Here is a 26,420-nt window from a genome sequence, read left to right as displayed (position 1 = left end):
GCGTGTCTTTCTCCAATCGTTGCCTTGTTCGAGAGTTTTCTCATTCCGTCCTGAGCCATGCTGTTCGATGCCGCCTTGCGCAAGGATTTGTCGCGCACTTTTCTGGGGACGCTGACGGTGCTGTTGACCGTGGTCGTCACGCTGATGCTGATCCGCACTTTGGGCCAGGCCAGCAAGGGCTCGGTCAGTCCGTCCGACATTATGCTGGTGATGGGCTACACCGTTTTGGGCTATATGCCCATCGTGCTCAGCCTGAGCCTGTTTGTGGCCATCATCGGCACGCTGGCGCGCATGTACCAGGACAGCGAGATGGTGATCTGGTTCGCCAGCGGCCAGGGGCTGGCTGGTTTTCTCGCACCGCTGCTGCGTTTTGCCTGGCCGCTGTTGCTGGCCATTGCCGCGCTGTCGCTGCTGGGCTGGCCCTGGTCGCAGGCGCGCATTCTGGATTTGCGCCACCAGTTCCAGCAACGCAGCGATCTTGACCGCATTGCGCCCGGCGAGTTTCAGATTTCCTCCAACGGCGAGAGCGTGTTCTTCGTCGATCGCGACAGCAGCTCGCTGGAGCAGGCGCGGCAGATTTTCTTCGCCCAGCAGGGCGAGGAGCACAGCGCCGTGACCACGGCGCGCCACGCCAGCCTGGTGCAAGGCCAGGGCCAGAGCCGCATCGTGCTGGAGACTGGCCAACGCACCGAGCAGCTGCGCGGCCAGCGCCCAGCGCTGCGCGTGGCCGAGTTCGCACAGTACGAAGCGCTGCTGCAACGCGACCCGATCGGCACGGCGCAGGCCACGATCCGCTCCACCCCCACGCTGGAGCTGCTGGCGCGCATTCGCGGCGTGGCCCCGCCCGTTTCACTGGCCGGGCCCGATGCCCCGCCGCCCAGCGGGCACGAGGCCCAGCAACTGCGCCGCGCCTACACAGCTGAGCTGGTCTGGCGCGCTGGCTTGGTGCTGGCGGCCATCAACTACGTGCTGCTGGCGCTGGCGCTGACCAGCAGCAACCCGCGCTCGGGCCGCATGGGCCACATCGTCACGGCGCTGCTGGTATTCGTGGTCTATTTCAACCTGCTCACGCTGGGGCAGAACTGGGTGGCGCGCGGCAGCATACACGGCGGCGTCTGGCTGCTGGGGCTGCATGGCAGCGTGTTGTTGATTGGCATTTGCTGGCTATGGGCGCGCAATGCGCAGTGGTCGGTGCAGCAACTGTGGCGCCGTCGGGAGGCCATGGCATGAAGATCGTTACCCGCATGCTGCAAAAGGAGATCATCGCCACCGTGGCGATGACCACCGCCGCCTTTCTGGCGCTGTTGCTGTTCTTCGACCTGATCAGCGAAAGCCGTTTTGTCAGTCGCAGCGGCGTGCAAAGCAGCTACGGCATGCTGCAGGCGCTCACGCACATGGCGTTCTCCGCGCCGATGCACGTTTATGAGCTGCTGCCCATCTGCGTGCTGATCGGCACCGTGTTCGTGATGGCGCGCTACGCCAAGACCTCGCAGTTCACCATCCTGCGCACCGGCGGTCTGGGGCCGGGCCAGGCGCTGGGCATTCTGCTGGGCGTGGGCCTGCTGTTCACCGCCGTGACCTTTGTCATGGGCGACTACATCGCCCCCTGGGCCGAGCGCTCGGCGCAGCTGCTGCGCGCGCAGCACCTGGGCGGGCGCATCGTCGCTGGCGGCGGCGCGGGCGCCTGGCTGCGCGAGCGCCACAGCGATGGCTCGCGCATCGTCAGCGTCACGGCGCTGCAGGCCGATGGTCGGCAGATGCAGGGCATCCGCATCTTCGAGTTCGCCACCGATGGCCGCCTCAGCCGCCAGATCCACGCCAGCAGCGCCCTGGTGCGCCCCGGCCTCTGGCAACTGCAGCAGGCGCAGGAGGAAACCCTGCCCGCGCAGACCGACACGCCAACGCTGCAGGCCGACGGCAGCCTGGATGCCTCGCTCACCCCCATGCAAGTGCAGCGGCATGACGAGCTGGCCTGGCCCACCGGCATCACCAGCGCCATGGTCAATGCCGCCATCCTCAAGTCCGATGGCATGTCCACCATGCAGTTGCTGGACTACGTGCGCCACCTGCGCGCCAACGACCAATCCACCCAGCGCTTCGAGCTGGAGCTGTGGCGCAAAGTGTTCTACCCGCTGGGTTGCCTGGTGATGGTGGTGCTGGCCCTGCCCTTTGCCTACCTGCACTTTCGCTCCGGCGGCATCGTCGGCTACATGTTCATCGGCATCCTGGTGGGCATCAGCTATTTGATGCTCAACAACGTGCTGGGCTACATGGGCAATCTGCGCGGCTGGCCGCCGCTGCCCACGGCAGCCGCCCCGGCCGTGGCCTACACCCTGCTGGCGCTGGGGGTGTTCACATGGATGGTGCGCCAGCGCTGAACCCCACCTTGGCGCCGCCAGGCTCTGCGGCCGTGCGCGGCTGGTGCCCAGGCGCCTGGCAACCCATGGCCAGTGGCGACGGGCTGGTGCTGCGCGTGCGCCCGCCACTGGGCTGCCTGAGCGCGCGCCAGGGCCTGCGCCTGGCGCGTCTGGCCCAGTCGCACGGCGCGGGCGTGATTGAGCTCTCGCGCCGCGCCAACCTGCAGTTGCGCGGCCTGCAGGCCGCGCGCCATCCGGCCGTGTTGCGCGCCCTGGCCGGAGCCGGACTGCTCGATGCCGATGCGCGCCAGGAGCGCCTGCGCAACCTCGTCATTGACCCGCTGTGGCAGCCCGGCGACGGCCTGCTGGCCATGGCCCAGGCCCTGCAGCAGGCGCTGGCGCACAGCCCCGGCCTCGATGGGCTGCCAGCCAAGTTCGGCTGGGCCATCGGCCATGCCCCGGCAGGCGGTAAGGGCGGCTCGGCGGCGCTGCCGGGCGACCTGCAATTGCTGCGCCTGGCGCCCGCGCCCGGCCAGCGCGAGGCCGCCTGGCAGCTGCAAATCGACGGCCAGCCCTGGGCGCTGACCGCGCCCAATGCCGCCGCCGCACTGGACAGCGCCCTGGTGTTGGCGCAATGGTGTGCGGTCCAGGCCCAGCAGCGCCGCGCCCAGGGCCAGCACCCCGGCCGCATGGCCAGCCTGCTGGCGCACTGGCAAGCCCGCCACGGCCAGCACCTGCCGCCTTGGCCGCTGCCGCTGGCGATGCAATTGCCGCCGCCCTCAGCGCTGAACACCGCACCGAGCCATGCACAGACCACGGCGCCAGCAGCTCCGCCCGAGCCGGGCTGGCTGCCCGGCCACGGCCTTTTGCTGGCTGCGCCGCTGGGGCGCATCGACGCGCTGGCGCTCTCGCGCCTGGCCCAGGCCCTGCCCCTGCTGGCAACAGCCGCCAGCGCGGGCGCGCCCATGCTGCGCATCACGCCATGGCGCATGCTGCTGATCGAGGCGGCGCAGCCGCCCAGCGCGCACTGGCTGCGCCTGGCCGGGCTGGATGACGCCCGCCACTGGATCGGCCATGCAGGCGATGCCCGCCTGCGCGTCTCGGCCTGCGCCGGGGCGCCAGGTTGCCGGCAGGCCCTGGCCCCCACCCAGCCGCTGGCGCTGGCGCTGGCGCCGCAGGTGCCGCCGGGCCGGCACCTGCACGTCAGCGGCTGCGCCAAGGACTGCGCCCGCCCCGAGCAGGCCGCGCTCACGCTGCGCGCCGTGCAAGGCTCAGGCCAGCCCCGCTTTGCCCTGCTGCCCCAGGGGGCCAAGCAAGCGCCCGGCCAGCCGATGGATACAGCGGCGCTGCGCGACAATAGCGCCCTGTTTTTCAAGCAAGATTCCGATTCAGGCTCCCCATGCCGCACATCTACGAAACCGACGGCGCCGCCATCTACCGGCAGTCCTTTGCCATCATCCGCAGCGAGGCGCAGCTGAGCCGCTTCGACGCCGACGAAGAGCCCGTGGTGGTGCGCATGGTGCATGCCGCAGGCCTGGTCGAGTTGGCCGAGCAGGTGCAGTTCTCCCCCGGCATGGCGCGCGCCGCGCGGCAGGCGCTGCAGGCTGGCGCGCCCATCCTGTGCGATGCGCGCATGGTCAGCGAAGGCATCACGCGCGCACGCCTTCCAGCGGCCAACCGCATCGTCTGCACGCTGCACGAGCCCGGCGTGGCCGAGCTGGCCCAGCGCCTGGGCACCACGCGCAGCGCCGCAGCATTGGAGCTGTGGCGGCCGCAGCTGGCCGGCGCGGTAGTGGCCATCGGCAATGCGCCCACGGCCTTGTTCCACCTGCTGAACATGCTGCAGCAGCCCGGCTGCCCGCGCCCGGCGGCCATCATCGGCTGCCCGGTGGGCTTCGTCGGCGCGGCCGAATCCAAGCAGGCGCTGCTGCAAGAGCTGCCTGCACCCGCGCTGGTGGTGCGCGGCCGGCTGGGCGGCTCGGCCGTCACCGTGGCCGCCATCAATGCCCTGGCCAGCCATGCAGAGTAAGCCGCTGCCTGCCGCCGCGCCGGGCGTGGTCTGCGTCGGTCTGGGCCCGGGCGACCCGGAGCTGATGAGCGTCAAGGCCCAGCGCCTGGTGTGCCAGGCCCAGCACGTGGCCTACTTCCGCAAAAAGGGCCGCCCCGGCCAGGCGCGCCAGATCGTTCAAGGTCTGCTGGCGCCCGGCGTGCAGGAGTACCCGATGGAGTACCCCGTCACCACTGAAATTGCGCTGCACAGCCCGGCCTACACGCAAGCGCTGGCCAGCTTTTACGACCACTGGTGCCAGCGCCTGGCGCAGCTGGCGCGCGATGCGCAGGTGGTGGTGCTGTGCGAGGGCGACCCGTTCTTCTACGGCTCCTTCATGCACCTGTACACGCGGCTGCGCGCGCGCGGCGACGTGGCGCTGCAGGTCGTGCCCGGCATCCCCGGCATGGTGGGCTGCTGGCACGCCACGGGCCAGCCCATGACCTGGGGCGACGACGCCCTGGCCGTGCTGGCCGGCACCCTGCCCGAAGACGAGCTGGCGCGGCGCATGCGCAGCGCCGAGGCGCTGGTGGTGATGAAGGTTGGCCGCAACCTGCCGCGCATCCGCCGCGCGCTGGCGCGCGCCGGCCGCCTGAGCGATGCCTGGCTGGTGCAGCACGGCACCATGGCCAATCAGCAGGTGGCGCGGCTGAGCGATGTGCCCGGCGACGCCTGCCCCTACTTCGCCATCGTGCTGGTGCACGGCCAGGGCCGCCGGCCGGAGGCCGCGCCATGCTGAACAACGCCAACGCCAGCAACGACCACGGCTGCAACAACGGCGCGGCAGCCGCTGCCGCTGCGGCTGCTACAGGCCGCCTGTGCATCGTTGGCCTGGGCCCGGGCGATGCGGCCCATACCACGGGCGCGGCGCTGCAAGCGCTGCAGGCCGCCAGCGACGTGGTGGGCTACCTGCCCTATGTGGAGCGGGCGCGCCAACTGCTGCAGGCCCAGCCCGGCGCACAGACCCCAGCCTGGCACGCCAGCGACAACCGCGAGGAGCTGGCCCGCGCGCGCCACGCGCTGGCGCTGGCCGCGCAGGGCCGGCAGGTGGCCGTGGTGTCCTCAGGCGATCCAGGCGTGTTCGCCATGGCTTCGGCGGTGTTCGAAGCCATCGAATGCGCCGCCGCGCCCGAGCGCGCGCAGTGGCTGGCGCTGGACATCGAGGTGCTGCCCGGCATCACCGCCATGCTGGCCGCCGCCGCGCGCGCCGGCGCGCCGCTGGGCCACGATTTTTGCTGCATCAACCTCTCGGACAACCTCAAGCCCTGGGCCGTGATCGAACAGCGCGTGCGCCTGGCATTGCAGGCGGACTTTGCGCTGGCGCTGTACAACCCGCGCTCACGCAGCCGCCCCGAAGGCTTTGTGCGACTGCTGCAACTGCTGCGCACGCACTGCGAGCCCGAGCGCCTGCTGATCTTCGCGCGCGCCGTGTGCACGCCCGATGAGCAATTGCTGTGCTGCCCATTGCAGCAGGCCGAGCCGGAAATGGCCGACATGCGCACCGTGGTGCTGGTGGGCAACAGCCTCACGCGCCGCATCGGCGCAGCGCAGCGGCACTGGATCTACACGCCGCGCCACTACCCCGGCGCGCCCGGCCAAAGCGCCAATCAGCCAGCCGATCAGCCCCCCGCCCCGCTCGCAGGCAGCGCGCCATGAGCCAGCCAGTGCAGCACCGCTTCCACTCGCTCGGTGCGCGCGCGCTCGGGCAGTGCCGGGCGCTGCACCATCACCACCGGCAGGCCCAGCGCGCGCGCCGCATCCAGCTTGCCGCGCGCGGCATCGCCGCCGGCGTTCTTGGCCACCACCCAGCCGATGCCGTGCGCGCGCAGCAGCTGCAAATCCTGCTCGGCGCTGAACGGCCCGCGCCCCAGCACCACCTGGGCATGCGGCAGCGGCAGGCTGTCCGGCTGCGGAGCATCGACCAGGCGCAGCAAATAAAAATGCTGTGGTTTGGCCGCAAAGGCCGCCAGCGGCTTGCGGCCAATGGCCAGGAAGACCCGCGCAGCAGCGACGGGCAGGGCCTGCACAGCGGCAGCCATGTCCGGCACCTCAATCCAGGCATCGCCCGGCTGCGGCCGCCAGGGCGCGCGCTCCAGTGCCAGCAGCGGCGTGCCCGTGGCCGCGCAGGCCGCGCAGGCATTGCGGCTCATCTGCGCAGCGAACGGGTGCGTGGCATCGACCACGTGGCTGATGCCCTGGGCGCGGATGAATTGCGCCAGCCCCTCGGCCCCGCCAAAGCCGCCGCAGCGCGTGGGCAGCGGCTGGGCCTGCGGCGCGCGCGTGGCGCCCGCGTAAGAAAACAGCGCCGCAATGCCGCTGGCGTGCAGCCGCTGCGCCAGCGCACTGGCGCCGCTGGTGCCACCCAGCAGGAGCACATGCATCATGGCCGATTCCATTGACTCTCCTTGGTTGACTCTGGTGGGCCTGCACGAGGACGGCCTGCCAGGCCTGTGCCCGGCTGCGCAGCAGGCGCTGGCCCAGGCCCAGACCGTCTTTGGCGCGCCGCGCCACCTCGCGCTGGCCCAGGTGGCGCTGCAGCCGGCCGGGCGTGGTAAGCCCTGGCCCGTGCCCTTCGCCCTCGACGAGCTGCTGGCGCTGCGCGGCCGACAACAGGTCGTGGCGCTGGTCTCGGGCGACCCATTCTGGTTCGGTGCCGGCGGCAGCCTGGCCGAGCACCTGGCGCCGCACGAATGGCGCAGCCTGGGCCAAAGCCCCACATTCTCGCTGGTGGCCGCGCAGCTGGGCTGGCGGCTGGAGCACACCGACTGCCTGGGCCTGCACGCCAGCGCGCACCAGCAACTGCTGCCGCTGCTGGCGCCGGGCCGCCAGTGCATTGCGCTGCTGCGCGATGGCGCGGCGGCGCTGGCGCTGGCGCAATGGCTGCAGGCCGAGGGCTGGGGCGCCAGCCCCTACTGGGTGCTGCAAGCCCTGGGCGGGCCGAAGGCGCGCTGCCGCCACTGGCCTGCGGCGCAGCAGGCCATTGCCGCGCTGCAGGCCGAGCCGGCCCAGGCCCCGGTGGCCGTGGCGCTGCGCGCCGCCGGAGGCTGCGCCCTGCCCGCCGTGCCCGGCCGCAGCGAGCACTGGTTCGCCCACGACGGCCAGATCAGCAAGGCCCCGGTGCGCGCGCTGACGCTGGCCGCGCTGGCGCCGGTGCGCGGCGCGCATCTGTGGGACATCGGCGGCGGCTCGGGAGCCGTGGCGGTGGAATGGTGCCTGGCTGGCGGCAGCGCCACCAGCATCGAAGCCCTGCCCGCGCGCGCTGCCAACATCCGCGCCAACGCCCAGCGCTTTGGCCTGCAGCAGCGCCTGCAGGTGCTGCAGGGCAAGGCGCCCGATGCCCTGCAGCCGCAGGATGGCGCGCCGCCCTTGCCCACGCCGCAGGCGGTGTTCGTCGGCGGGGGCTTTGATGCCGCGCTGTTCGCCTGGCTGCAGGCGCAGCTGCCGCCCAGCTGCCGCCTGGTGGTCAACGCCGTGACGCTGCAGACCCAGGCCCTGCTGACGCAGCTGCATGGCCAGCACGGCGGGCAATTGCTGAAAATCGACATCGCCAGCGCCGCCCCGCTGGGGCGCATGCACGGCTGGCAAGCCGCGCGCACGCTGCTGCAATGGTGCTGGCAGCGCGGCGGCGGCTGAAATGTTCAGAGCCTGCTCACAATCAAAGCGCCATCACAGCAGCGCGCTGGGCTTTTCCCCGCGCTCGTAGACCACGTGGGCGCGGCCGACGATCAGCGGGTCGAGCTTGCCGATTTGCTCCAGGCTCTTGCCGGTGTAGGGCAGCTTGTGCAGCACGTAGCGCATGGCGTTCAGGCGCGCGCGCTTCTTGCAGTCGCTCTTGACCACCGTCCAGGGGCTGTCGGCGGTGTCGGTTTCGAAGAACATCGCTTCCTTGGCGCGGGTGTAGTCGTCCCACTTGTCCAGGCTGGCCTTGTCGATGGGGCTGAGCTTCCACTGCTTGAGCGGGTGGCCTTCGCGCTCCTTGAAGCGACGGCGCTGCTCGGCCTGGCTGACGCTGAACCAGAACTTGATCAGGTGCACGCCGCTGCTGACCAGGTGGCGCTCGAACTCGGGCGCCTGGCGCATGAAGTCCTGGTATTCCTTCTCGCTGCAAAAGCCCATGACGCGCTCGACGCCGGCGCGGTTGTACCAGCTGCGGTCAAACAGCACGATCTCGCCGGCAGTGGGCAGGTGCTGCACGTAGCGCTGGAAGTACCACTGGCCGCGCTCGGTGTCGGTGGGCTTTTCCAGCGCCACCACGCGCGCGCCGCGCGGGTTGAGGTGCTCCATGAAGCGCTTGATGGTGCCGCCCTTGCCGGCTGCGTCACGGCCTTCGAACAGGATGACCACGCGCTGGCCCGTTTCCTTGACCCAGGCCTGCAGCTTGAGCAGCTCGACCTGCAGCTTGAATTTGTCTTTCTCGTAAACGCTGCGGCGCAGCAGGTTTTTGTAGGGGTAGGCGCCATCGCGCCAGCCTTCGGAGAGCTCCTCATCCGGGTTGGGCTTGTCGGCAGAGCCCTTGCCGCTCTTGGCCAGCAGGGCCTTGCGCAGAGCTTCGCGGTCGTCCTGAGAAGCGCCGTCGATCAGCGCGCGAAGCGCATGGGCGCGCTGCTCAATCGGGCTGGTGCCGCCGATGATGGTGGTGGCCGCCTCGGCCAGCTCGACATGGCGCGCCTGCGCGGCCTTGCCGGCCACGTGCTCGGCCGTGGCTTTGCGGCTGCTGGTCGGGGCCACGTCGCCCAGGCTGGCCTTGCGGGTTGCGGGGGTTTTCTTGGGGCTGGCGGCGGCGCGCTGGGCTGCACCGGCTTTGGAGGTCTCGGCCATGAAAGCTGCTTTCTGTGTGGGTGGTGAATGGAAATGTCGTGTTGAACACGGCGTCGCCACACGGCGACGCAGCCAAAGCGCATTATCCCGCCGCCCAAGCCTTGAGAGCCTGTTCAAAATCTCGGCGCGAGTGGGCAAGAAGCGGTTTGGGGTGGGCTGCAAGGCGCAAAACGCAGCCATAGCTGGGCTATGGCGAGGCTTTGCAACGCAGCAGAGCGCCCAAATCCGCTCTCTTGACCGCCGTGCAAAGATTTTGAACAGGCTCTAAGCGCCTCTGGTTGGGGGAGGGGTCAAACGAAGTGCTGAGTGCTCGCAGCCTGCGGCCCTGGCTGCGGTGCAGGCAGCTCATCCAGATGCGCCACGTCGCCCCAGGCCAGCAGGCGCAGGCCTTGCGGCGTCCACAGCAGGCGGTGGATGGAGGTGTTTTCGATGCTCCAACTGCGCGCGGCCTGCAAATCCAGGCCGGTGGCCTGGCGGTACAGCGCATCAAGCACCCCGCCATGCGTGACCAGCGCGATGTGCTGGCCGGCATGGGCCGCAGCCAGGCGGGCGACGCAGGCCCAGGCGCGCTGTGCGAACTGGCGCAGCGATTCGCCTTGTGGCGGCTGGTAGTCGGGGTCGCGGCTCTGGAAGGCGCGGGCGCGCTGCGGGTCTTGCGCGCAGATTTGCGCCACGCTCAGGCCTTGCAACTGGCCAAAGCAGCGTTCGCGCAGGCCTTCCTCGGCCTGCAGCGGCTTACCCAGCCGCGCCTGCAGGGCTTGGGCCGTCTGCCAGGCGCGCGCCAGATCGCTGCTGTAGATACAGGCGATGTCGACCTCATCGGCCAGCGCCTGCGCCATGGCCTGTGCCTGGCGCAGGCCATGGGCGTTGAGTGCAATGTCGATGTGGCCCTGGATGCGGCCGTCCTGGTTCCAGGCCGTCTGGCCATGCCGGATCAGGGTCAGGCGGGTGCTGCGCTGCCCGCCCGGCAAGTCGAAATCATCGGCAGCGACGCTGGCCTGTTCGGGCGCGATCACGGCGCCAGCTCGCGGCGGATGCGGCGCGGCCCTTCGGGCGGCGTGGGAAAGCCATCGAGCGCGGCATCGAACAGCGAGCGGAAGATGGCCTCGTCGTCGCGCCAGATGTCGTCGTAGCGCGCGCTGCTTTCATAGACCACGCGGCCCTGGGCATCGCGCAGCAGCAGGCGCACTTCGCGCAGGTACAGCGTGGGCGGGCGCTCGCGCCAGCTGCCGTAATAGCCATAGCCGCCCCACAGCGGGCCTGGCCACCAGCCCCAGGGGTCGGGCCAGCCTGGGCCGTAATGGGGCCAGTCAGGCAGGTAGCGCTGCGAGTGCGCGCCCAGCTCCAGGCGCAGCGCGCCATGCGCATCGTCGCGCTGCAGGCCTACGCGCGCCAGCGCCTCTGTGGCCTGGCGCTCGATCATGCGGCGGTAGGGCGTGTCCTGCTGCTGCGAGGGCAGGCGCTCGATGCGGTAGCTGGCCGGCTGGGGCATGGCCGCCAGCGTGGAATAGGCGCGCACTTCCTGATCGATCACGCGCGTGCTGGCACAGCCGCCCAACGCCAGGGCGCTGACCGCCAGCACAGCCGCCGCCAGCGCCGCGCCGGCGCGCCGGGGGGAGCTCCACGCAACAAGGTTTTTCAGGAGGAACATGCCGTCCAGGCCTCCGCTTGGGACGCCGCTGGGGCTGCAGGGGCGACGCTGACGCGGATGCCCAACGTGTCGCCCGCAGCCGCAGGGGCAAAGGTTTCAGTGAAGGTGTCGGGGTCGAAGGCGGTGTCGCCCTCGGGGCTGGCCACGCCGGTGGCCCTGGCATGGCGAAAGTCGTGCAGCTTGGGGTCCATCATGTGTGTGGTGACGACGTGCTGCATGGCGCGGAACATGCTCTCCAGGCGGCCGGGGTATTGCCGGTCCCAGTCGCGCAGCATGTCGCCCACGATCTGGCGCTGCAGATTGTCCTGGCTGCCGCAGAGGTTGCAGGGGATGATGGGGAACTGCTGGTACTCGGCCCACTGGCGCGTGTCTTTTTCGGGGATGTAGGCCAGCGGGCGAATCACCACATGCTTGCCATCGTCGCTGACCAGCTTGGGCGGCATACCCTTCATGCGCCCGCCGAAGAACATGTTCAGCATCAGCGTCTGCAGGATGTCGTCGCGGTGGTGGCCCAGCGCGATCTTGGTACAGCCCAGGCGCTCGGCCACGCTGTAGAGGATGGCGCGGCGCAGGCGGCTGCACAGGCCGCAGGTGGTCTTGCCCTCGGGGATGACGCGCTTGACCACGCTGTAGGTGTCCTGCGTCTCGATGTGGAAGTCCACCCCTTGAGCGCGCAGGTACTCGGGCAGTACGTGATCGGGAAAGCCCGGCTGCTTCTGATCCAGGTTCACGGCCACCAGCGAAAAGCGCACCGGGGCGCGCTTTTGCAGGCGGCGCAGAATGTCCAGCAGGGTGTAGCTGTCCTTGCCGCCGGACATGCAGACCATGACCTTATCGCCCTCCTCGATCATGTTGAAGTCCAGGATGGCGCGGCCCACCTCGCGGCACAGGCGCTTTTCCAGCTTGATGGCTTCGCGCCGCGCCTTGTCGGCGGCCTTGGCGCTGCTCACGGGTTGTTCGGCAATCGTGTTCATGGGGGCGGTGCGCAAATGAAAGCGCCACCTGGGCGGCGGCAATGCGTTGATTCTACCCAGAGCGCGCGCAAGGGCCTGCCCCTTGGGTCTGCCCAGCGGCTGGGCAGACGGTTTCAGAGCCTGTTCAGAAGTTCACCGACATGGCCGGAATGTCCACCTTGATGGCCGGCTTGCCCAACGCCGCGATGGTGGCGGCGGCGAAGCGCTCGCTCCAGGCCGGGTCGCGCAGCAAGGAGGCGCCGGCCGTGGCGGCAATGGCCAGCACCTTGTCGGCGATCAGCACCTTGCCGCTGGCGCGCATGGGCTCGCAGTCGAGCTCGACGAACTGCGCATCCAGCCACTGCCGCGCCTCCTGGGGCGAAAGCTCCTGATGCGCCGGCAGGCGGAACTCCTGACCAGCGGCCAAAACGACGTTGACTTCTCTTTGCACAGTCGGTCTCCTTTCATGGATGGCAGCGCGCCGCACCGGCAGCGCTGAACAAACTGCCAAGTGTAGGCGAGCTTGGCAGCCGTGCAACGCTGGCGCAGACCGGGGAAAACCCATATCGAGCGCCACCGCAGGCGATGGCGCCCAATGGCCGCAGCGCACGCCATAGGGCCTACACTGCGCGCTCTGCACGCCCGCGCTGCTTCATTTGATTTGATGACGCCACCTTGCCCCCCCGATGCCGCCCCGGCCCGCCTGGTTTTGGGCATTGGCCTGCGCGCCAGCGCCCAGGCCGCGGCCCTGCATGCGCTGTGGCAGCGGGCGCAGGCGCTGCTGCCCGCGCTCACGCCCGCGGCCGTGCAGGCCGTGGCAGCGCTGCCGCACAGGGCGGCGCACCCGGCGCTGGCGCAATGGCTGGCCGAGTGCGGCCTGGGCCGGGCGCACACCGTGGCCGTGCCGCCCCAGATGCTGGCGGCCCAGCCCACGCACACGGCCTCGCCGCAGTCGCTGGCGCGCTATGGCTGCGGCAGCGTGGCCGAGGCCTGCGCGCTGTGGGCCGCCGCCGGCACGCAAGGCCGCTCCAGCCTGTTGCTGCCGCGCCTGGTGGCCGCCTGCGGCAGCGCCACCCTGGCCGTAGCCATTCCATCAGGCCTATCAAGACTTCAACGATGACCGTACATTTCATCGGCGCCGGCCCTGGCGCTGCCGACCTGATTACCGTGCGTGGGCGAGACCTTCTGGCGCGCTGCCCGGTGTGCCTGTACGCCGGCTCGCTGGTGCCCAGCGCGCTGCTGGCGCACTGCCCGCCGGGCGCGCGCATCGTCAACACCGCGCCGCTGAGCCTGGATGACATCGTCGCCGAGATGGCCACCGCCCACGCCCGCGGGCAAGACGTGGCGCGCCTGCACTCGGGCGATCTGTCCGTGTGGTCGGCCATGGGCGAGCAACTGCGCCGCCTGCGCGCGCTGGGCATCGACTACAGCGTCACCCCCGGCGTGCCGGCCTTCGCCGCCGCCGCCGCGGCTCTGCAGGCCGAGCTGACCCTGCCCGGCCTGTGCCAATCGGTGGTGCTCACGCGCACCCCGGGCCGCGCCAGCGCCATGCCCGAAGGCGAGCGCCTGGCCGCCTTTGCCGCCACGGGCGCGGTGCTGGCCATCCATTTGTCCATCCACATGGCGCAGCAGGTGCGGGACGAACTGCTGCCGCACTACGGCGCCGACTGCCCGGCGGCCATCGTCTGGCGCGCCAGCTGGCCGGATGAGGCCATCGTGCGCACCACCGTCGGCCAACTGGCGCAGTCCGTGGCCAGCCACATGGAGCGCACCGCGCTGATCTTGGTCGGGCGCAGCCTGCAGGCCGAGCTCTTCGCCGAAAGCCGCCTGTACGCCGCCGACTACGACCGCCGCTATCGCCCGGTGGGCGATGCGCCGCGCTTTGCGCACGACGCGCAGGCGCTGGACACGGCCACCGACCGGCCCCGCCAGTGATTGCCCCCCAAGGAGAGTCCCCATGGAAATGCACACTTTTGCACAGCAAGTCTTTGCCGCTCAGCCGTTCAGCCAATTCATCGGCGCACGGCTCGAAAGCGTCACGCCGCAATCGGCCACCATTGCCCTCGACCTGCAGCCCCACCTGCTGCAGCAGCATGGCTTTGCACATGGCGGCGTGCTCAGCTACCTGGCCGACAACGCCATCACATTCGCTGGCGGCCTGGCACTGGGCGGCAATGCCCTGACTTCCGAATTCAAGATCAACTACCTGCGCCCGGCACAAGGCGCCCAGCTGCTGGCCCGCGCCACCGCCAGAAGCGCCGGCAAGCGGCAAGCCGTCTGCCAATGCGACATCCTGGCTCTGCGTGATGGGCGGGAGGTGCTGTGCGCCATTGCCCAAGGCACTGTGGTGGCTGCCGGCGATCAAGCATGAGATCCCGCCATCCAATGACCGCGCTGCCGCCACTGGAGCTGACGCTCATCGGCATCGGCACCGGCAACCCCGGGCACCTGACGCGCCAGGCCGAGGCAGCCATGCGCGCGGCCGATCTGATCCTGTTGCCGCACAAGGGCGAGGACAAGGCCGAGCTGGCCGCCCTGCGCCAGGCGCTGTGCGATGCCGTGCTCGGCGCCGATGCCGCCCGGGCCTGCATCGCCGGTTTCGACATGCCGCTGCGTCGCAGCGAGGGCAGCGATTACCTGAACCAGGTCGATGAGTGGCATGCCGCCATCACCCAATGCTGGCAGGCCGCCATCGCCCAGGCCCTGGCGCAGCAGCCAACACTGCGCCAGGGCAAGGCCGCACTGCAGGTGGCGCTGCTGGTCTGGGGCGATCCGGCGTTGTACGACAGCACGCTGCGCATTGCCGCGCGGCTGCGCCCTGCGCCGCAGCGCGTGCAGGTCGTGCCCGGCATTACCGCCATGCAGGCGCTGACGGCTGCGCACGCCCTGGCGCTCAATGACATCGGCCAACCCTTTCTGGTCACCACCGGGCGGCAGTTGCGCGAGCATGGCTGGCCCCAGGGCGTGGACACGCTGGTGGTGATGCTCGATGGCCAGTGCAGCTTTGAAGCCCTCCCTGCCGCGCTGGCGCAGCAGCTGCACATTTGGTGGGGCGCCTACCTGGGCATGCCGCAGCAATTGCTCGACAGCGGCCCGCTGCCTCAGGCTGGGCCGCGCATTGTGCAAACCCGCGCCGCCGCCCGGGCGCGGCACGGCTGGATCATGGACACCTACCTGCTGCGCCGCCAGCCGCAGGGCTAAGAGCCTGTTCAAAATCTTTGCACGGCGGTCAAGAGCGCGGATTTGGGCGCTCTGCTGCGTTGCAAAGCCTCGCCATAGCCCCAGCTATGGCTGCGTTTTGCGCCTTGCAGCCCATCCCAAACCGCTTCTTGCCCACTCGCGCCGAGATTTTGAACAGGCTCTAAGCGCCCGGCCGAAAAGACCCGCACCAACGCAACAGCGGCCCATGGCTTTGCGCCATGGGCCGCTGTTTTTCATGCCGCGCGGCGGGCCTTTTGCTCAGGCCTTGCGCTCGGGCATTGTGCTCAATGCCCTGACAGGCCCTTATTTGGATTGGGATTTGGCCTGCTCTGGCGCTGCTGTCGCAGCCTGCTTCCCAGGCGCGGCATCGCCCGCGTCACGCTGGGCCACCTTGACCGGCAGGCCCTTGAGCTGGTTGATGGCCTGCTGCAGCTGGAAGTCCTCAGGCGAGCCAAATTGCGGCAGGCGGCGCAGGGGCTTGCCGTCGTTGTCCTGGGTTTCTTTCTCCAGGCGCTTGAGGGCCTGCTCACGCTCTTTTTCCTTGCGTACGGATTCTTCCGGATCGTCGTCGTTGCCCAAGTGCTTGTGCAGATCGGCCTCGCGCACGCGCAGCGAGGCGTAGGGGCTGCCCTCGGCGGTCTCATCCAGCTCGATGTCCGGCGCAATGCCCTTGGCCTGGATGGAGCGGCCCAGCGGCGTGTAGTACAGCGCGGTGGTGAGCTTGATGCCCGAGTCCGGGCCGAGCTGGCGCACGGTCTGCACCGAACCCTTGCCAAAGGTCTGGCTGCCCATGATGGTGGCGCGCTTGTGGTCCTGCAGCGCGCCGGCGACGATCTCGCTGGCCGAGGCCGAGCCTTCGTTGACCAACACCACCAGCGGCACTTTCTTCACGCCTGCGGGCAGGCGCTTGAGCGGGTCGTTGCCGCCGATGGGGAAGCGCCGGGGCATGTAATCGGCCGGGCTGGTGGTGAAGGTGGCCTTGCTCTCGGCCAGCTGGCCGTTGGTGGTGACCACGGTCACATCCGGCGGCAAGAAGGCGGCCGAGACGGCGATGGCCGCGTCGAGCAGGCCGCCCGGGTCGTTGCGCAGATCCAGCACCAGGCCCTTGAGCTGGGGCTCCTTGGCGTAGAGCTCGGCGAGCTTGTTGACGAAGTCGTCCACGGTGCGATCCTGGAACTGCGACAGGCGCAGCCAGGCATAGCCCGGCTCGACGATCTCGCCCTTGACCGAGCGCGTCTTGATCTCCTCGCGGGTGATGGTGACGGTGAAGCTGCGGCTTTCGTCCTTGCGGAAGATGGTCAGCACCACCTGGGTGTTGGGCTCGCCGCGCATGCGCTTGACAGCCTCTGTCAGGCTCAGGCCCTTGACAGCGGTATCGTCGATCTTGGTGATCAGGTCATTGGTCATCAAGCCGGCACGGTCGGCCGGCGAGCCCTCGATGGGCGAGACGATGCGGATCAGTCCGTCTTCCTGCGAGATTTCAATGCCCACGCCCACGAAGCGGCCGGTCGTGCCTTCGCGAAATTCCTTGAAGCTGGATTTGTCGAAATACTGCGAGTGCGGATCCAGGCTGGCCACCATGCCGGAGATGGCATCGGTGATGAGCTTCTTGTCATCGACCGGCTCGACATAGTCCGTCTTGATCAGGCCATACACGGCCGCCAGTTGCTGGATTTCCTCCAACGGCAGCGGCGCCACGGCATTGCGCGCCAGCGGCTGCAGCGAGAAAGTGGCCAGCGCGCCGGTGAGTATCCCGACGCCCACCCACGCTGCGGTTTGCATTTTTTGTCTCATAACACCGATTTCCAGAATTTGCTCTTCTCAAGCCCCACGGCCTGCGGCGTTCACTGCAGGGGCTTCTCGCCCGAGGGCTCCAGGTAATAGCGCCGCAGTGGCTTGAGCTGTTCATCGAGCTCATAAACCAGCGGCGTGCCGTTGGGGATGTTGAGCGAGACGATATCCGCATCCGAGATGCCATCCAGGTACTTGACCAGCGCGCGCAACGAGTTGCCATGCGCAGCAATCACCAAGCGCTTGCCGGCGCGGATGTCCGGCGCGATATGCGACTCCCAGTACGGCAGCACGCGCGCCACCGTGTCCTTGAGGCACTCGGTCAGAGGGATCTGCTCGGGCGCCAGCGCGCTGTAGCGGCGGTCACCGCGCTCGCTGCGCGCATCGCCCGCTTCCAGCGGCGGCGGCGGCGTGTCGTAGCTGCGGCGCCAGATCAGTACCTGCTCATCGCCGTATTGCTTGGCCATGTCGGCCTTGTTCAGCCCCTGCAGGCCGCCGTAGTGGCGCTCGTTCAGACGCCAGGATTTTTCTACCGGCAACCAAGTCGCATCCATGGCATCCAGGCAATGCCAGAGCGTGTGGATGGCGCGCTTGAGCACGCTGGTGTAGGCCTTGTCGAATTCCAGACCCGCTGCCTGCAAACGGCGCCCAGCCTCCTGGGCCTGGGCAATGCCGGTGGCCGTCAGCTCCACGTCGGTCCAGCCGGTGAAGCGGTTTTCAAGATTCCAGGTGGATTCGCCGTGGCGGATCAGTACGAGCTTGTGCATGGGGCAAGGGCTACAGGGAAGCTACAGGGGGAGGGGAAAACTCTGCCATGCTGGTGTGCCGTCCGCAGGCCATCTGCAAGCATCTGAACGCTAGGGGTCAAACGATTGGGCAACGCCAGCGCACCAGCAAAACAAAAAGCCCGTCATTTTAAAACCTGTTGCCCAATCGTGCTTGCCCCGCAACGACTACTGCTGAACAGCACACCGCAGGGCATTGCGGCTGCACGGTTTTGGGGCCAGCGCGGGAGGCGAAAAGTGCACAACACGCTCTGGGGTTGTTGAGATCGGGTTTGCGAAGCGGTTTCTCGAGTCAACAGCCGCAGATGCAAGGCGCAAGGCGAAAACGCACACAAGGCCTGGACACCTTGCCAGCGCTCTCAGCGCAGCAGATGCGGGTTTTGACCGAAAACACCGCCGCAACACTCAATCTCAACAACCCCTAGAATGCGCGCTTTTGTATTTTTCCTGCCCCTGATCGCCCAGCTGGCAACGGCGCGGCGAGCTGTTTTTTGACGAGTTGTTGTCGTGAGTTTTTTCCTGGATAACTGGTATTTGTTCGTGCTGGCCATTGGCTCCGGCGCCATGCTGTTTCTGCCCGCCCTGGCCCGCCAGGGCACTGCCAGCATCACACCGGCGCAGGCCGTGCAAAAAATGAATGCCGAAAAGGCCGTGGTGATCGACGTGCGCAGCAGCGACGAATACGCCAGCGGCCACGTCAAAGGCGCCAAGCACATTACCGGGGACGCGCTGGAGCAGCAGCTGCCGCAGGCCGTGAAGAACAAGGCCGCGCCCGTGCTGTTTATCTGTGCCAGCGGCCCACGCGCCCAGCGCGCACTGCTGCAGGCCAAAAAGCTCGGCTATGAAAATGGTTTCGTCATCGCTGGCGGCACCAAGGCCTGGCGCGATGCCGGCCTGCCACTGGCCACCGGCGCCAAGGCGGGTTAAGCCTTGCTTGCCGCCGATCCCTTCCCTGCACCGATCCGCTCACACGTCATTCATCGCCCTATGCAAACCGTCACCATGTACACCACGGCCGTCTGCCCCTACTGCCTGCGCGCCAAGCAGCTGCTCAAGGCACGCGGCGTGCAAGCCATCGAGGAGATCCGCGTCGATCTGGACCCTGGCCTGCGCACGCAAATGATGGAGCGCACCGGCCGCCGCACCGTGCCGCAAATCTACATCGGCAGCACCCACGTGGGCGGCTACGACGACCTGGCCGCGCTGGACGCTCAAGGCCAGCTGGTGCCGCTGCTGGGCTGAGATACCCTCTCCCAGGAGCTGCGCCAATTGCCTGCATAATGCGCGGGCCTTGGCGCCAGGCGGGGCCACAGCGCCTTGCCTTTTCCGATTGCACAGATCCATATTGAAAGAGCCCAGCATGGCTGAAGAAACCAACAACCAACCCGTGTTCCAGATCCAGCGCGTCTACCTCAAAGACTTGTCGCTGGAGCAGCCCAATTCGCCCGCCATCCTGCTGGAGCAGGCCCAGCCCAACGTGGACATCCAGCTGGCCGTGGCCGCCAACAACATCGACGAAGGCATCTTCGAGATCGTCGTCACAGGCACGGTGCACACCAAGGTCAACGACAAGACGCTGTTCCTGGTCGAGGCCAAGCAAGCGGGCATCTTCGAGATCCGCAACATCCCGCAAGAACAAATGGGCGCCGTGGTCGGCGTGGCCTGCCCGCAAATCGTCTATCCCTATCTGCGCGGCAATATTGCCGATCTGATCAACCGCGCCGGCTTCCCGCCCGTGCATCTGGCTGAAATCAACTTCCAGGCCATGTACGAGCAACAGGCACAGCAGGCGGCCGCCTCCAACGGCGGCAACCCGGCCCCCGTGCAGTAAGAGCCTGTTCAAAGTCTCGGCGCGGCGCGCTAGCACACTGGCATGCCTGTGACATGCCACCAAACAGGGGCCTTTCAGGGCCCCTTTTTTGCGGCCATCCGCGCAGGCTGCCAATGCACAGGGGAAGGAGAGACAGCATGCTTGACACACAGGCTTTGCGCATTCTGATCATCGGCGGCGGTGCCTGGGGCACGGCAATGGCCCTGGCTGCGGCCCGGCACCCGGCAGGCCATGCTGTCAGCCTATGGCTGCGCGATGCGGCCCAGGCCGCGCAGCTGCGCGAGCAAGGCAGCAATGAGCGATACCTGCCGGGCGTCGCACTGCCGCCAGCGTTGCGCGTTGCCAGCGGCGAGCAGGCGCTGCAAGCGGAGGTCGCTCAGGCGCAGCTGGTCATACTGGGCACCCCAGTGGCCGCGATGCAGGCCATGCTGGGCCAGCTCGCACCCAGCCTCCGTGCAGATACCCCACTGGTCTGGCTGTGCAAAGGCTTTGCCCCCACGCCACAGCAAGCCTGGCACGGCCAGTTGCCGCATGAGCTGCAACAGCGCATCCTGCCGCAAGCGCTGTGCGGCGCGCTCAGCGGCCCCAGCTTCGCGCAGGAGGTGGCGCGCGGCCAACCCACGGCCCTGGTCGCGGCCTCGGCCCATCAGGCTGTGCGCCAAACTCTGATGCAGGCCTTCCATGCCCATGCGCTGCGCCTGTACAGCAATGACGACCTGGTGGGCGTGGAGGTCGGCGGCGCGGTCAAGAACGTGTTGGCCATCGCCACGGGCATTTGCGACGGCCTGGAGCTGGGCCTGAACGCCCGTGCGGCCCTGATCACGCGCGGCCTGGCCGAGATGACGCGCCTGGGCGTGGCCATGGGCGCGCGCGCGGCCACCTTCACGGGCCTGTCCGGCATGGGCGATCTGGTGCTCACCGCCACCGGCAATCTGTCGCGCAACCGCAAGGTCGGGCTGCTGCTCGCACAGGGCCAGCGCCTGCCGGACATCCTCACCACACTGGGCCATGTGGCCGAAGGCGTGCATTGCGCCCAGGCGGTCGTGGCGCGCGCCGCGCAGCTGGGGGTGCACATGCCCATCAGCGAGGCCGTGGTGCGCCTGCTCGATGGCCAGGAGCAAGCCGCGCACGCCGTGCAAAGCCTGCTGCGGCGCGACCCGGCTGCCGAGGCCGGCCACGAAGACATCACGCCATGAGAGCCGGCCACGCAACCAGCCACACTTCCCTGAGCCCATGCCCAGCCTCGACACCCTGCTGCAGTTCTTCGGCCTGACTGTGCTGCTGGCCCTCAGCCCCGGCCCAGACAACCTGTTTGTACTGATGCAATCCATCCAGCACGGCTGGCGCACCGGCTTGCTGGTGGTGCTGGGGCTATGCCTGGGCGTGTGCCTGCACACCCTGGCTGTGGCCATGGGCTTGGCCGCGCTGCTGGCCGCCTCGCCTCAGCTGCTGACGCTGCTCAAGCTGCTGGGCGCGGCTTACCTGCTCTGGCTGGCCTGGGGCGCCTGGCATGCGCCCGTGGCAGCGCGCACACCCGATGCAGCGCCACAGGCACCCCAGATCGCCCCAAGGCCAAACCTGCGTCAGGCCCTGCGCCGCATTGGCCGGGGCCTGGTGATGAACCTGAGCAATCCCAAGGTGCTGCTGTTCTTTCTGGCCTTTCTGCCACAGTTCGCCCATCCGGCGCGCGGGCCTGTGGCTGCGCAAGTCGTGGTGCTGGGCGCGGTGTTTGCCTTGAGCACGCTACTCGTGTTTGGCTCCATCGCCTTTTTCTCCGGCAGCTTTGGCCAGGCTCTGCAGCGCTCGGCGCGCATGCAGCGCGTGCTCAACCGCAGCGCCAGCATCGTCTTCGCCGCCCTGGCGCTGCGCCTGCTGATTGCGCAGGTGCAGTGAGCGTGTGTTCGTCTGCCATCGCGTCAGCGCAATAGTTCAAAACACAACACGCCGACCTGGTTTTCACCAGAGCGGCGTGTGTGCAGACCCATCAAGGCAGGCGCTTACCGAAACTCAAACACCCCCGGCGCCTTGATCGGATCGACGCTGACCTCGATCGTGCTCTTGGGCGGGAACTGCCCTTGCAGCAGCGCCTTGGACAGCGGGTTTTCGATGCGCTGCTGGATCGCCCGCTTGAGGGGCCGCGCGCCGAACACCGGGTCGAAGCCGACCTTGGCCAGCTCGGCCAGGGCCGCGTCCGAGACTTGCAGGTGCAGCTCCATCTTCTCCAGCCGCTTTTGCAGCGTGGCCAGTTGGATCTTGGCGATCTCGCCAATGTGCTTGGCATCCAGGCCGTGGAAGACCACCGTCTCGTCGATGCGGTTGAGGAATTCGGGGCGGAAGTGGTTTTTCAGCTCCTCCCACACCGCGTCCTTGACCTCTTCATACGGCTTGCCCGCCATCTCCTGGATGCGGTGCGAGCCGATGTTGCTGGTCATGATGATGACGGTGTTCTTGAAGTCCACGGTGCGGCCCTGGCCGTCGGTCAGGCGGCCGTCGTCCAGCACTTGCAGCAGCACGTTGAACACGTCCGGGTGGGCTTTTTCCACCTCGTCGAGCAGCACCACGCTGTAGGGCTTGCGGCGCACGGCTTCGGTGAGATACCCGCCCTCGTCATAGCCCACATAGCCGGGCGGCGCGCCGATGAGCCGGGCCACGGAGTGCTTCTCCATGAACTCGCTCATGTCGATGCGGATGAGGTGGTCTTCGCTGTCGAACAGAAAGCCCGCCAGCGCCTTGCTCAGCTCGGTCTTGCCCACGCCCGTGGGGCCGAGGAACAAAAAGCTGCCCAGCGGCCGGTTGGGGTCGGAGAGACCCGAGCGCGAGCGGCGGATGGCGTCGGCCACGGCATCGACGGCCTCGTTCTGGCCCACCACGCGCTGGTGCAGCGCATCTTCCATGTGCAGCAGCTTCTCGCGCTCGCCCTGCATCATCTTGCTGACGGGGATGCCGGTGGCGCGGCTGACGACTTCGGCAATCTCCTCCGCACCCACTTGGGTGCGCAGCAATTGCGGCGCGGTTTTCTCGCGCGCGCCCTCGCTGGCCTGGGCATCCTTCAACTGCTTTTCCAGCGCAGGCAGCTTGCCGTATTGCAGCTCGGCCACCTGGTTGAAGTCGCCCTTGCGGGTGAATTCCTCGATCTGGAACTTGATCTGGTCGATCTCCTTGCGCAGTTGCTCGCCGCCCTGGGCGCTGGCTTTCTCGCTTTTCCAGATCTCTTCCAGGTCGGCGTATTCCTTTTCCAGCTTGGCCAGGTCGTCCTCGATGAGTTGCAGGCGCTTTTTGGAAGCCTCGTCGGTTTCCTTCTTCATGGCCTCGCGCTCGATCTTGAGCTGGATGATGCGGCGGTCGAGCTTGTCCATGGCCTCGGGCTTGGAGTCGATCTCGATCTTGATCTTGGCCGCGGCCTCGTCGATCAGGTCAATCGCCTTGTCGGGCAGGAAGCGGTCGGTGATGTAGCGCGCGGAGAGCTCGGCCGCGGCCACGATGGCCGGGTCGGTGATGTCCACGCCGTGGTGCACCTCGTACTTTTCTTGCAGGCCGCGCAGGATGGCGATGGTGGCTTCCACCGTCGGCTCTTCCACCAGCACTTTCTGGAAGCGCCGCTCCAGCGCCGCGTCTTTCTCGATGTACTTGCGGTACTCGTCCAGCGTGGTCGCGCCAATGCAGTGCAGCTCACCGCGCGAGAGCGCGGGCTTGAGCATGTTGCCCGCGTCCATCGCGCCCTCGGCCTTGCCCGCACCCACCATGGTGTGGATTTCGTCGATGAACAGGATGATGCGGCCCTCGTCCTGCGCCACTTCTTTCAGCACGGATTTGAGGCGCTCCTCGAACTCGCCACGGTACTTGGCCCCGGCCAGCAGGCCAGCCATGTCCAGCACCAGCACGCGCTTGTCCTTGAGCGTGTCGGGCACTTCGCCGGCGACGATGCGCTGCGCCAGCCCTTCGACGATGGCGGTCTTGCCCACGCCCGGCTCGCCAATGAGCACCGGGTTGTTCTTGCTGCGCCGTTGCAGCACCTGGATGGCGCGGCGGATCTCGTCGTCACGGCCAATCACCGGGTCGAGCTTGCCTTGGGCGGCGCGCTCGGTCAGGTCCAGCGTGTATTTTTTCAGGGCCTCGCGCTGGCTTTCGCCCTCGGCGCTGTCCATGGTCTGCCCGCCGCGCACGGCGTCGATGGCGGTTTCCAGGCTCTTGCGGCTCAGGCCACTTTCCTTGGCGATGCGCGCGGCCTCGCCTTTGGCGTCGGCCAGCGCCAGCAGGAACATCTCGCTGGGGATGAACTGGTCGCCGCGCTTGATGGCCTCCTTCTCCGTGGCCTGCAACAGCTTCATCAGATCGGGGCTGGGCTGCACCTGCTCCTGGCCTTGCACCTGCGGCAGGCGTTTGATGGCCGCCTCTGCCTCTTGCGCCAGCCGCGCCGTGTTCACGCCCGCGCGCTGCAAAAGCGACTTGGGGCCGTCCTCCTGGCGCAGCATGGCCGCCAGCAAATGCTCGGGCTGGATGTAGGCATGGTCGTTGCCCAAAGCCAGCGACTGCGCATCGCCCAGCGCTTCCTGGAATTTGGTGGTGAGTTTGTCGAATCGCATGTCGAAAATCCCTCTGCAATGGTGTTTACTGCATCGCACATAAGGTTGGCCCAGCGGGCATTCAAGAGGGAGCAACAGGCTTTTTGCCATGCGGTTTACCAATAAGGGCTCGTGCATTTTTGCCTCTTGCTGGAGAGGCTTTCTGCACAGCGGCAACGGCCTGTGCCTTACGGCACAGGAACTCAATCAGCGTCTTCTGGGTTTTGGTCTGATAGCGCGATGGCAGATGCAGCAAATACAGGTTTGAACGCAAAAAGTCCAGATCCCGCTGAGGTATGGGCAATTGGTACAACTGGCCAGACGAGATTTCGCTAGCCACCATGTACACAGGCACCAAACCAGCCCCCAGGCCTTGCAGGACAGCATCACGCAAAAAGAAAAAATTTGCCGACATCAAGCGTGTGCGAATGCTCTCACTCTGACCCGCCAGCTTGAGCTTTTCGCCTGTCAGCTCCGAAGTAATCAGTGGCAAACGCCGCAGCTGCGACAGCGTCCGCACAGCGTCTTGGCCTTTCAACAAGTCAGGGGCCGCACAAGCTACATACTCCACAGCACCCAGGTTATGCGCCACCAGGTTGCTGGGGGCATCGCCCATGACGCGGATCGAAAAATCCACCGCCCCTTTGATCAGATCCTCAATGGCGTTGTCAAAAATCACCTCTAAGGTCACCTGTGGATACAAGCGCATGAACTCCATCAGCCACGTCGCCATAGTGTGTTGACCGTAGCCAATGGGCACGCTCAGGCGCACCGTACCACCCAAGTCCTTGCCCAGGCTCTGCAATGACTCTTCAGCCGCCATCAGTTCATGGCGGATCTTCTTGCCATGGGCGTACAACTGCCGCCCGAGCGCCGTGGCCTCAAGTTGGCGCGTGCTGCGCTTGAGCAGCTCAACCCCCAAGCTTTTCTCGAAATGGTTCAACCGCTTACTGATGTTGGCACGGCTCATGCCCAGCTTGCGCGCCGCGCGGCTGAGGTTGCCACTATCAATGATGTCCACCAGCAAGCTCAGCCCGTTTAAGTCCATTGTCAACCTCAAGTTAATCAATCTGTTGAATATTAATTGCAATTGTCAAGATTGAGTACCTAGTCAACAATGGCCTCCATCACAAGAAGGCCCCATTGATCAAAGGGCCGCTGCCGATGGAGACAAAACCACATGCCTGCAAGCCTTCCCCCAGCTGCGCTGCCCCTGGCAGGAGTTCAGGTACTTGACCTGTCCCGTGTACTGGCTGGGCCCATGTGCGCAATGGCCCTGGCCGATCTAGGGGCAGACGTGATCAAGGTCGAGCATCCGGCGCGAGGCGACGACACCCGCGATTGGGGCGTACGCATCGGCACGCACAACACCTCTTACTTCAACTGCTTCAACCGCAACAAACGCTCCATCACCCTGAATCTGCAAAGCCCGCAAGGTGCGCAGATCGCCAGGGATCTGGCTGCGCGTTGCGACGTCGTGATTCAGAATTTCAAGGTCGGCGGCGCCGAAAAGCTGGGCCTGGGCTATGAGCAGCTCAAGACCCTGAATCCACGGCTGGTGTACTGCTCCATCTCGGGCTATGCGCGCTTCACGCCCGATGCCCAGCGCCCCGGCTACGACCTGGTGGTCCAGGGTGAGGCCGGGGTCATGGCCACCAATGGTGAACATGGCCAGGGCCCGTTGAAATTCGGTGTGGCGGCCGTGGACATGTTCACGGGCATGTATTCCGCGCAAGCCATTTTGGCAGCCTTGTACGCCCGCCAATCCAACGGTCAGGGGCGTCACGTGCAAATGGCGCTGTACGACTGCGGCCTGATGATCACCTCCTACTACGGCATGGAGGCCTTGCTCAGGGGCAGCGACCCACCAAAGTTCGGCAACTCCCATCCGTCCATCGTGCCCTACGGGGTGTTCGAAGCCGCCGATGGCCCATTGGTCATCACCGTGGGCAACAACGGGCAATTCCAGCGCTTTTGCCAGGATGTGATCCAGCGCCCGGAATGGGCCAGCGATGCTCGCTTTGCCACCAATACGGGCCGCTCAGCCCATCGCGAACTGCTGCTGCCACAAATCTGTCAGGCATTGCGCAGCTTCACGCGTGCCGAATTGTTGCAGCGGCTGACACGGGCCGAGATCCCGTGTGGCGAGGTACTGGGCATGCTGCAAGCGCTGCAGTCGGAACGTACGGCCCAAGCCGGTCTTCTGCACCACTACGAAGACCCCGAAGCCGGCATGCAGGCTGTGCTGGCACCGCCCTATGCCATGGACGGTCAGCGCGCACCTGTGCGCCACCCACCCCCGCACCTGGGCGAGCACACCGACAGCGTGCTGCAGGAGTTGCTCAAGCTGGACGCATCGGCCCTGGCCGCACTGCGGGAAAACGGTGTCGTTTGACACCCATATTGACCAATAAGGAGACATCG

The 26,420-nt window shown here is 67.3% G+C and carries 28 protein-coding genes; 18 read left to right on the top strand and 10 right to left on the bottom strand.

The window, feature by feature from the left end:
• Window positions 1-57 precede the first annotated feature (57 nt).
• Genes lptF through cobJ form a run of 6 tightly spaced genes read left to right on the top strand, consistent with a single transcriptional unit; the run spans window position 58 to window position 6,060 of the window.
• Window positions 58-1,230: an LPS export ABC transporter permease LptF gene (gene lptF, locus CK620_RS03660; RefSeq protein WP_095549170.1), complete on the top strand. Its 1,173-nt coding sequence runs from the start codon at window positions 58-60 to the stop codon at window positions 1,228-1,230.
• On the top strand, window positions 1,227-2,378 hold the full coding sequence (gene lptG / locus CK620_RS03655) for an LPS export ABC transporter permease LptG (RefSeq protein WP_095549169.1): 1,152 nt from the start codon (window positions 1,227-1,229) through the stop codon (window positions 2,376-2,378). The genes lptF and lptG overlap by 4 nt, the downstream gene beginning before the upstream one ends.
• Complete coding sequence (locus CK620_RS03650) at window positions 2,357-3,835, top strand: precorrin-3B synthase (protein WP_095549168.1); 1,479 nt, start codon at window positions 2,357-2,359, stop codon at window positions 3,833-3,835. The genes lptG and CK620_RS03650 overlap by 22 nt, the downstream gene beginning before the upstream one ends.
• Window positions 3,757-4,386, top strand: a complete 630-nt coding sequence (locus CK620_RS03645) for a precorrin-8X methylmutase (protein WP_095549167.1) — start codon at window positions 3,757-3,759, stop codon at window positions 4,384-4,386. The genes CK620_RS03650 and CK620_RS03645 overlap by 79 nt, the downstream gene beginning before the upstream one ends.
• Window positions 4,376-5,143 (top strand): precorrin-2 C(20)-methyltransferase, encoded by a 768-nt coding sequence (locus CK620_RS03640; protein WP_095549166.1) that lies wholly within the window; start codon window positions 4,376-4,378, stop codon window positions 5,141-5,143. The genes CK620_RS03645 and CK620_RS03640 overlap by 11 nt, the downstream gene beginning before the upstream one ends.
• On the top strand, window positions 5,137-6,060 hold the full coding sequence (cobJ, locus tag CK620_RS03635) for a precorrin-3B C(17)-methyltransferase (RefSeq protein ID WP_095549165.1): 924 nt from the start codon (window positions 5,137-5,139) through the stop codon (window positions 6,058-6,060). Before CK620_RS03640 ends, cobJ begins: the two co-directional genes overlap by 7 nt.
• Here the strand turns inward: cobJ and CK620_RS03630 are convergent.
• Complete coding sequence (locus tag CK620_RS03630; protein ID WP_095549164.1) at window positions 6,024-6,788, bottom strand: cobalt-precorrin-6A reductase; 765 nt, start codon at window positions 6,786-6,788, stop codon at window positions 6,024-6,026. The two genes, cobJ and CK620_RS03630, sit on opposite strands and share 37 nt — an antisense overlap.
• Between CK620_RS03630 and cbiT the strand changes: the two genes are divergently transcribed.
• Window positions 6,787-8,037 carry a precorrin-6Y C5,15-methyltransferase (decarboxylating) subunit CbiT gene (cbiT, locus tag CK620_RS03625; protein WP_095549163.1) on the top strand — a complete coding sequence of 417 codons (1,251 nt, stop codon included), beginning with the start codon at window positions 6,787-6,789 and terminating at the stop codon, window positions 8,035-8,037. The two genes, CK620_RS03630 and cbiT, sit on opposite strands and share 2 nt — an antisense overlap.
• Before the next feature lie 33 nt (window positions 8,038-8,070).
• Here cbiT and ppk2 read toward each other — a convergent pair whose 3' ends face one another.
• A complete protein-coding gene (gene ppk2, locus CK620_RS03620) occupies window positions 8,071-9,222 on the bottom strand; it encodes a polyphosphate kinase 2 (RefSeq protein ID WP_095549162.1) in 1,152 nt (383 codons plus the stop codon).
• Here ppk2 and CK620_RS13735 point away from each other — a divergent pair.
• Window positions 9,221-9,490 carry a hypothetical protein gene (locus CK620_RS13735; RefSeq protein WP_143325908.1) on the top strand — a complete coding sequence of 90 codons (270 nt, stop codon included), beginning with the start codon at window positions 9,221-9,223 and terminating at the stop codon, window positions 9,488-9,490. The genes ppk2 and CK620_RS13735 overlap by 2 nt on opposite strands.
• A 22-nt stretch (window positions 9,491-9,512) precedes the next feature.
• Here CK620_RS13735 and CK620_RS03615 read toward each other — a convergent pair whose 3' ends face one another.
• From CK620_RS03615 to CK620_RS03600, 4 genes are all read right to left on the bottom strand, one after another.
• Complete coding sequence (locus CK620_RS03615; protein ID WP_238946001.1) at window positions 9,513-10,238, bottom strand: histidine phosphatase family protein; 726 nt, start codon at window positions 10,236-10,238, stop codon at window positions 9,513-9,515.
• The gene (locus tag CK620_RS03610; RefSeq protein WP_238946000.1) at window positions 10,235-10,873 is read right to left on the bottom strand and encodes a DUF4136 domain-containing protein; all 639 of its coding nucleotides are present in this window, start codon (window positions 10,871-10,873) and stop codon (window positions 10,235-10,237) included. The genes CK620_RS03615 and CK620_RS03610 overlap by 4 nt, the downstream gene beginning before the upstream one ends.
• Window positions 10,861-11,847, bottom strand: a complete 987-nt coding sequence (ttcA, locus tag CK620_RS03605) for a tRNA 2-thiocytidine(32) synthetase TtcA (RefSeq protein ID WP_095543606.1) — start codon at window positions 11,845-11,847, stop codon at window positions 10,861-10,863. Before ttcA ends, CK620_RS03610 begins: the two co-directional genes overlap by 13 nt.
• A 124-nt stretch (window positions 11,848-11,971) precedes the next feature.
• Window positions 11,972-12,277, bottom strand: coding sequence for a hypothetical protein (locus CK620_RS03600; RefSeq protein ID WP_095543607.1), 306 nt, complete (start codon window positions 12,275-12,277; stop codon window positions 11,972-11,974).
• A 213-nt stretch (window positions 12,278-12,490) separates the two neighbouring features.
• Here CK620_RS03600 and CK620_RS03595 point away from each other — a divergent pair, with 213 nt between their 5' ends.
• From CK620_RS03595 to cobF, 4 genes are read left to right on the top strand one after another with little or no spacing between them, the layout of a single operon-like run.
• A complete protein-coding gene (locus CK620_RS03595) occupies window positions 12,491-12,946 on the top strand; it encodes a cobalamin biosynthesis protein (protein WP_172425536.1) in 456 nt (151 codons plus the stop codon).
• Entirely contained in the window at window positions 12,943-13,761 is an 819-nt protein-coding gene (gene cobM / locus CK620_RS03590; RefSeq protein WP_095549160.1) for a precorrin-4 C(11)-methyltransferase, read from the top strand. Before CK620_RS03595 ends, cobM begins: the two co-directional genes overlap by 4 nt.
• Before the next feature lie 22 nt (window positions 13,762-13,783).
• Window positions 13,784-14,197, top strand: coding sequence for a PaaI family thioesterase (locus tag CK620_RS03585; protein WP_095549159.1), 414 nt, complete (start codon window positions 13,784-13,786; stop codon window positions 14,195-14,197).
• A gap of 14 nt (window positions 14,198-14,211) precedes the next feature.
• Entirely contained in the window at window positions 14,212-15,027 is an 816-nt protein-coding gene (gene cobF / locus CK620_RS03580) for a precorrin-6A synthase (deacetylating) (protein WP_095549158.1), read from the top strand.
• A gap of 303 nt (window positions 15,028-15,330) precedes the next feature.
• On the opposite strand, the gene CK620_RS03575 is transcribed toward cobF, so the two are convergent.
• Together CK620_RS03575 and gpmA are read right to left on the bottom strand one after the other, a co-directional pair.
• Window positions 15,331-16,821 (bottom strand): S41 family peptidase, encoded by a 1,491-nt coding sequence (locus CK620_RS03575; protein ID WP_095549157.1) that lies wholly within the window; start codon window positions 16,819-16,821, stop codon window positions 15,331-15,333.
• A 50-nt stretch (window positions 16,822-16,871) separates the two neighbouring features.
• Window positions 16,872-17,585 (bottom strand): 2,3-diphosphoglycerate-dependent phosphoglycerate mutase, encoded by a 714-nt coding sequence (gene gpmA / locus CK620_RS03570; RefSeq protein ID WP_095543631.1) that lies wholly within the window; start codon window positions 17,583-17,585, stop codon window positions 16,872-16,874.
• 525 nt (window positions 17,586-18,110) lie between these two features.
• Between gpmA and CK620_RS03565 the strand changes: the two genes are divergently transcribed.
• The 5 genes from CK620_RS03565 (at window position 18,111) to CK620_RS03545 (ending at window position 21,327) form a co-directional block, all read left to right on the top strand.
• Entirely contained in the window at window positions 18,111-18,530 is a 420-nt protein-coding gene (locus tag CK620_RS03565; protein ID WP_095549156.1) for a rhodanese-like domain-containing protein, read from the top strand.
• A gap of 60 nt (window positions 18,531-18,590) precedes the next feature.
• Entirely contained in the window at window positions 18,591-18,845 is a 255-nt protein-coding gene (gene grxC / locus CK620_RS03560) for a glutaredoxin 3 (RefSeq protein ID WP_095543629.1), read from the top strand.
• Window positions 18,846-18,963: 118 nt separating this feature from the next.
• Complete coding sequence (gene secB / locus CK620_RS03555; protein ID WP_095543638.1) at window positions 18,964-19,434, top strand: protein-export chaperone SecB; 471 nt, start codon at window positions 18,964-18,966, stop codon at window positions 19,432-19,434.
• 155 nt (window positions 19,435-19,589) lie between these two features.
• Window positions 19,590-20,630, top strand: a complete 1,041-nt coding sequence (locus CK620_RS03550) for an NAD(P)H-dependent glycerol-3-phosphate dehydrogenase (protein WP_095543637.1) — start codon at window positions 19,590-19,592, stop codon at window positions 20,628-20,630.
• A gap of 37 nt (window positions 20,631-20,667) precedes the next feature.
• The gene (locus CK620_RS03545) at window positions 20,668-21,327 is read left to right on the top strand and encodes a LysE family translocator (protein WP_095549155.1); all 660 of its coding nucleotides are present in this window, start codon (window positions 20,668-20,670) and stop codon (window positions 21,325-21,327) included.
• Window positions 21,328-21,431: 104 nt separating this feature from the next.
• Here the strand turns inward: CK620_RS03545 and clpB are convergent, their stop codons facing one another.
• Complete coding sequence (gene clpB, locus CK620_RS03540) at window positions 21,432-24,017, bottom strand: ATP-dependent chaperone ClpB (RefSeq protein ID WP_095549154.1); 2,586 nt, start codon at window positions 24,015-24,017, stop codon at window positions 21,432-21,434.
• A 61-nt stretch (window positions 24,018-24,078) separates the two neighbouring features.
• Window positions 24,079-25,044: a LysR family transcriptional regulator gene (locus tag CK620_RS03535; RefSeq protein WP_095543636.1), complete on the bottom strand. Its 966-nt coding sequence runs from the start codon at window positions 25,042-25,044 to the stop codon at window positions 24,079-24,081.
• Window positions 25,045-25,176: 132 nt separating this feature from the next.
• Here CK620_RS03535 and CK620_RS03530 point away from each other — a divergent pair, with 132 nt between their 5' ends.
• Window positions 25,177-26,391: a CaiB/BaiF CoA transferase family protein gene (locus CK620_RS03530; RefSeq protein WP_095543626.1), complete on the top strand. Its 1,215-nt coding sequence runs from the start codon at window positions 25,177-25,179 to the stop codon at window positions 26,389-26,391.
• The last annotated feature ends 29 nt before the right edge of the window (window positions 26,392-26,420 follow it).

The organism is Vandammella animalimorsus (assembly GCF_002285285.1).
In the GTDB taxonomy this organism is placed as follows: Bacteria; Pseudomonadota; Gammaproteobacteria; order Burkholderiales; family Burkholderiaceae_C; genus Lampropedia; species Lampropedia animalimorsus.
Note: the sequence above shows the minus strand (reverse complement) of the source record. Positions and strands in the feature narration are given on the sequence as shown.

Excerpts from the sequence above, each read along its gene's own strand:
- ttcA (WP_095543606.1), bottom strand. The coding sequence starts at position 11,847 with ATGAACACGATTGCCGAACAACCCGTGAGCAGCGCCAAGGCCGCCGAC.
- ppk2 (WP_095549162.1), bottom strand. The coding sequence starts at position 9,222 with ATGGCCGAGACCTCCAAAGCCGGTGCAGCCCAGCGCGCCGCCGCCAGC.
- secB (WP_095543638.1), top strand. The coding sequence starts at position 18,964 with ATGGCTGAAGAAACCAACAACCAACCCGTGTTCCAGATCCAGCGCGTC.
- cobF (WP_095549158.1), top strand. The coding sequence starts at position 14,212 with ATGACCGCGCTGCCGCCACTGGAGCTGACGCTCATCGGCATCGGCACC.
- CK620_RS13735 (WP_143325908.1), top strand. The coding sequence starts at position 9,221 with ATGAAAGCTGCTTTCTGTGTGGGTGGTGAATGGAAATGTCGTGTTGAA.
- clpB (WP_095549154.1), bottom strand. The coding sequence starts at position 24,017 with ATGCGATTCGACAAACTCACCACCAAATTCCAGGAAGCGCTGGGCGAT.
- CK620_RS03545 (WP_095549155.1), top strand. The coding sequence starts at position 20,668 with ATGCCCAGCCTCGACACCCTGCTGCAGTTCTTCGGCCTGACTGTGCTG.
- CK620_RS03610 (WP_238946000.1), bottom strand. The coding sequence starts at position 10,873 with ATGTTCCTCCTGAAAAACCTTGTTGCGTGGAGCTCCCCCCGGCGCGCC.
- CK620_RS03585 (WP_095549159.1), top strand. The coding sequence starts at position 13,784 with ATGGAAATGCACACTTTTGCACAGCAAGTCTTTGCCGCTCAGCCGTTC.
- CK620_RS03640 (WP_095549166.1), top strand. The coding sequence starts at position 4,376 with ATGCAGAGTAAGCCGCTGCCTGCCGCCGCGCCGGGCGTGGTCTGCGTC.
- CK620_RS03535 (WP_095543636.1), bottom strand. The coding sequence starts at position 25,044 with ATGGACTTAAACGGGCTGAGCTTGCTGGTGGACATCATTGATAGTGGC.
- cobJ (WP_095549165.1), top strand. The coding sequence starts at position 5,137 with ATGCTGAACAACGCCAACGCCAGCAACGACCACGGCTGCAACAACGGC.
- lptG (WP_095549169.1), top strand. The coding sequence starts at position 1,227 with ATGAAGATCGTTACCCGCATGCTGCAAAAGGAGATCATCGCCACCGTG.
- cobM (WP_095549160.1), top strand. The coding sequence starts at position 12,943 with ATGACCGTACATTTCATCGGCGCCGGCCCTGGCGCTGCCGACCTGATT.
- grxC (WP_095543629.1), top strand. The coding sequence starts at position 18,591 with ATGCAAACCGTCACCATGTACACCACGGCCGTCTGCCCCTACTGCCTG.
- CK620_RS03530 (WP_095543626.1), top strand. The coding sequence starts at position 25,177 with ATGCCTGCAAGCCTTCCCCCAGCTGCGCTGCCCCTGGCAGGAGTTCAG.
- cbiT (WP_095549163.1), top strand. The coding sequence starts at position 6,787 with ATGGCCGATTCCATTGACTCTCCTTGGTTGACTCTGGTGGGCCTGCAC.
- CK620_RS03645 (WP_095549167.1), top strand. The coding sequence starts at position 3,757 with ATGCCGCACATCTACGAAACCGACGGCGCCGCCATCTACCGGCAGTCC.
- CK620_RS03650 (WP_095549168.1), top strand. The coding sequence starts at position 2,357 with ATGGATGGTGCGCCAGCGCTGAACCCCACCTTGGCGCCGCCAGGCTCT.
- CK620_RS03595 (WP_172425536.1), top strand. The coding sequence starts at position 12,491 with ATGACGCCACCTTGCCCCCCCGATGCCGCCCCGGCCCGCCTGGTTTTG.
- lptF (WP_095549170.1), top strand. The coding sequence starts at position 58 with ATGCTGTTCGATGCCGCCTTGCGCAAGGATTTGTCGCGCACTTTTCTG.
- CK620_RS03630 (WP_095549164.1), bottom strand. The coding sequence starts at position 6,788 with ATGATGCATGTGCTCCTGCTGGGTGGCACCAGCGGCGCCAGTGCGCTG.
- CK620_RS03575 (WP_095549157.1), bottom strand. The coding sequence starts at position 16,821 with ATGAGACAAAAAATGCAAACCGCAGCGTGGGTGGGCGTCGGGATACTC.
- gpmA (WP_095543631.1), bottom strand. The coding sequence starts at position 17,585 with ATGCACAAGCTCGTACTGATCCGCCACGGCGAATCCACCTGGAATCTT.